Genomic DNA, 3,771 nt, shown 5'->3' with positions numbered 1-3,771 from the left:
GCCCGTACGCTGCACGCCGCCTTGCCCCGGACGCTCTGGTTCACCCGCTGTCCCGTACCCACCGCCACCGGCATCGCCGCCGACCGGCACTGGCTCACCGACGAGTTCGCCGCCGACGGCATCACCGTGCGCTCCCTCCAGGAGGCCGCCCCGGACGCCGACCGCGCCGCGCACTACACCCACGCCCTGCCAGGACTCTTCCGGGAGGGCGGCAACGTGCCCGCCCTGTGGGCCCGTTCGCGTGGCGAGCGGACCCGGCTGGTCGGGCTCACCTGGATCGAGGAACGGCAGACCGTGCTGGTCGCGCCCGGCTCCGCGATCCGGGGCGCCGCCGCGCTGCGCGGGCTTCGGCTCGCCGTGCCGCAACACGACATCGCCATCGACTTCTGGCGGGCCATGGCACTGCGCGGCTTCGAGGGGGCGCTCGCCTCCGCCGGGCTGGCGCTCGACGACGCCGTGCTCGTCGACGTACCGGCCACCGGACACCGGGGCCAGTGGGCGGCCGAACTGGCCGCGCTGCGGCGCGGTGACGTCGACGCCGTGTACGTGAAGGGCGCGCTGGCCGTCGAGGCGGCCCGCCGGGCCGGTGCGGAGGTGGCCGTCGAGCTCGACGAACTGCCCGACCCCCGGTTCCGGGTCAACAACGGCACCCCGCGCCCCATCACCGTCCATCAGCAGCTCCTCGACGACCATCCCGGCCTCGTCGACCGCTTCCTCGCCGTGCTGCTCAGGGCCGCCGACTGGGCCGCCGGACAGCCCGCCGAGGTCGACCGCATCCTCGGTGCGGAGACCGGGGCGGGGGCTGACGGAGTCGCCGGGGCCTACCGGCCCGGCACCCATCTCACCCTCCACCCCGGTCTGCCGGCCGACCGCCTCGACCTGCTCGCCGCGCAGGAGGCCGGGCTGCGCGCCCACGGATTCCTGCCCGAGCCCGTGGATGTCGCGGCCTGGGCCGACCCCGAACCCCTGCGCCGCGCGACCGAGCTGGCCCGCCGTACTTCCACCCCAAGAGCACAGAGGACCCCCTCACCATGAATCTCCCCCGATCACTGCGTACGACGCTCGCTCCGGCGCTCCTCAGCCTCACCGCGCTCGTCGCCCTCACCGCCTGCGGGACTTCGGCGGCAGACGGCGCGGGCACGGGTTCCGGCGGCGGTGCCACCGTGTCCGTCCGCATCCCCGACCCCGGCAACTCGGGTGTGCTCGCCCTCGGCAAGAAGGACGGCAGCCTGGACAAGGCCCTGTCCGCGGTGGGCGCCGAGGTGCGGTGGACGGGCAGCGCCGGCCCCTTCGCCCCGGCCGCCCAGGCGATGAACGCCGACCAGCTGGACATCGCGACCGGCTCCATCACCTCCGGCATCACCTCGCTCGCCCAGCGGCCCGGCTTCAAGTTCTTCGCCGCCGTAGCCCCGGACGCGGCGGGGGAGGGCATCCTCGTCAGGAACGACTCGGGGATCGGCTCGGTCGCGGATCTGGTCGGCAGGAAGGTCGCCGTCAATCAGGGCGGCACGGGCGAGTACCTGCTGCTGAAGGCCCTCGCCAAGGCCGGCGTCCCGGCGGACAAGGTCACCCGGGTCTATCTGCGGCCCGATCAGACCGCGGCGGTCTTCAACGCCAAAAAGGTCGACGCCTGGGCCGTCTGGGCCACCTACGCGGTCGCCGAGATCGGCAGCGGAAAGGCGCACTTCGTCGCCGACGGTGCGGCGATCGGCTCCGACAACTACAGCCTCAACGCCGTACGGACCGCCTTCGCCGAGCAGCACCCGAAGGTCGTGAGGGCCCTCTACCAGTACCTCCACGAGGCCGGTGCCAAGGAGAAGCGGAACCCGGCCGCGTACCTCAATGTCTTCACGGACGTCGGCCCGACCGCCGTCACCGGAAAGGCCAAGGCGGTCCAGACGGAGTTCACCGCCAAGGGCGGCACGGTCGAGCCCATCGGCCCGCAGGACACGAAACGCTTCAAGGCCGTCGCCGCGTTCTACGCGGAGCAGAAGGTCACCGAGTCCGAGGTCGATGTCGCCGCGCACCTGCTGGACATCGGGAAACTGACATGAGCGACACCACCGCCGCACCGGCCGGACCCGTCCATCAGCGCGTCGGGCCGAGCGGTACGACCGCCCCGCCCGCCGGACTCGTCGTGCCGCGCCCTCAGCTCCGCCGGGCCCGCAGCCGGGGCTACGCGCTCGCCGTCCGCACCATCGGTCCGGTGGCACTGCTGGCCCTGTGGTGGGTGGCCTCCGCGACCGGACTGCTCACCGCCGACGTACTGGCATCCCCCGGCGAAGTTCTGCGGGCCGTGGGCGAGTTGTGGGGCAACGGACAGCTGCCGGACGCCCTCACCACCTCCCTCACCCGCTCCGGACTCGGCCTTCTGATCGGCCTCGCCGCCGGGCTGACGCTCGGCATCACCACCGGCTTCACCCGGCTCGGCGACGAACTCCTCGACTCCTCGCTCCAGACCCTGCGCACCATCCCCTTCCTCTCCCTCGTGCCGCTGTTCATGGTCTGGTTCGGGATCAACGAGACGGCCAAGATCCTGCTCATCGCCGTCGCCACCACTTTCCCGATGTACGTGTCGACATCGAGCGGGGTGCGTGACACCGACCCGAAACTCATCGAGGCCATGCGGAGCTTCGGCATGGGCCGCCTCGCCCTCGTCCGCGAAGTCGTCCTTCCCGGCGCGCTGCCGTCCCTGCTCGCCGGGCTGCGGCTCTCGATGACACTCAGCGTCATCGCGCTGATCGCCGCGGAGGAGATCAACGCCACCGCCGGGATCGGCTATCTGATGTCCCAGGCCCAGAGTTACGCCCGCACCGACATCCTGGCCGTCTGCATCCTCGTCTACGGGCTCCTCGGACTGACCGCCGACATCCTGGTACGGCTGCTGGAACGCGTGCTGATGCCGTGGCGCACCCCGCAGGGAGTGGCCCGATGACCGCCCGTACGACCTCCGCCCCCGCCGTACGGGTACGGGGCCTGCGCCGGGTCTTCGGCGACCGGGCCGTCCTCGACGGACTGCGGCTCGACATCGCCCGCGGGGAGTTCGTCGCCCTGCTGGGCGCCAGCGGCAGCGGCAAGACGACGCTGCTGCGGATCCTGGGCGCCCTCGACGGTGCCGACGGGGGAGAGGTGCTCGTTCCGGAGGCCCGCACCGTCGTCTTCCAGGAGCCCCGCCTCGTTCCCTCGAAGAAGGTCCTCGCCAATGTGACGGTCGCGCTGCCGCGCAGCCGGTCCGCGCACGGGCTCCGGGCGCTGGCCGAGGTCGGTCTGGAACGTCACGCCGAGGCCTGGCCGGGGACTCTCTCCGGGGGTGAGGCCCAGCGCGTGGCACTCGCCCGAGCCCTGGTACGTGAACCAGAACTCCTGCTGCTCGACGAGCCGTTCGCCGCGCTCGACGCCCTGACCCGGCTGAAGATGCAGGACCTGGTCGGCGAGCTGTGCCGCCGGCACCGGCCGGCCGTTCTGCTGGTCACCCACGACGTCGACGAGGCCGTACGGCTGGCCGACCGGGTCGCGGTCCTGCGCGACGGGCGGCTCGTCACCGACGAGACCGTCGACGTCGCCCGGCCGCGCGACCCCGGCGATCCCGCGTTCGCGTCCCTGCGCCGGCGCCTGCTCGACGACCTCGGGGTCGAGACCGCCCCGAAGCCCGTCCCATCCCCCGACCGTGCCGAAGCCGGAGTGATCTGAATGACCCTGACCATCGGTGTCCACAGCAGCAACCCGTCCCTCTACCACCTGTACCACCTCTCCCGTCTGGGCTTCGCCCAG

At 72.5% G+C, this 3,771-nt stretch carries 4 protein-coding genes; all 4 read left to right on the top strand.

All coding sequences use genetic code 11. The features are described from left to right. The first annotated feature begins 9 nt into the window (after positions 1-9). Genes J1C73_RS17910 through J1C73_RS17895 form a run of 4 tightly spaced genes read left to right on the top strand, consistent with a single transcriptional unit; the run spans position 10 to position 3,690 of the window. On the top strand, positions 10-1,035 hold the full coding sequence (locus tag J1C73_RS17910) for an ABC transporter substrate-binding protein (RefSeq protein ID WP_207317280.1): 1,026 nt from the start codon (positions 10-12) through the stop codon (positions 1,033-1,035). Continuing rightward, the gene (locus tag J1C73_RS17905) at positions 1,032-2,054 is read left to right on the top strand and encodes an NrtA/SsuA/CpmA family ABC transporter substrate-binding protein (RefSeq protein ID WP_207317279.1); all 1,023 of its coding nucleotides are present in this window, start codon (positions 1,032-1,034) and stop codon (positions 2,052-2,054) included. The genes J1C73_RS17910 and J1C73_RS17905 overlap by 4 nt, the downstream gene beginning before the upstream one ends. Then, positions 2,051-2,935 (top strand): ABC transporter permease, encoded by an 885-nt coding sequence (locus J1C73_RS17900; protein WP_207317278.1) that lies wholly within the window; start codon positions 2,051-2,053, stop codon positions 2,933-2,935. The genes J1C73_RS17905 and J1C73_RS17900 overlap by 4 nt, the downstream gene beginning before the upstream one ends. Beyond that, positions 2,932-3,690, top strand: coding sequence for an ABC transporter ATP-binding protein (locus J1C73_RS17895; protein WP_207317277.1), 759 nt, complete (start codon positions 2,932-2,934; stop codon positions 3,688-3,690). The genes J1C73_RS17900 and J1C73_RS17895 overlap by 4 nt, the downstream gene beginning before the upstream one ends. Positions 3,691-3,771 lie beyond the last annotated feature (81 nt).

Origin of the sequence: Streptomyces laculatispora (genome assembly GCF_017353455.1) — a bacterium.
Lineage (GTDB): Bacteria > Actinomycetota > Actinomycetes > Streptomycetales > Streptomycetaceae > Streptomyces > Streptomyces laculatispora.
This window is presented reverse-complemented; position numbering and strand designations above follow the sequence as displayed.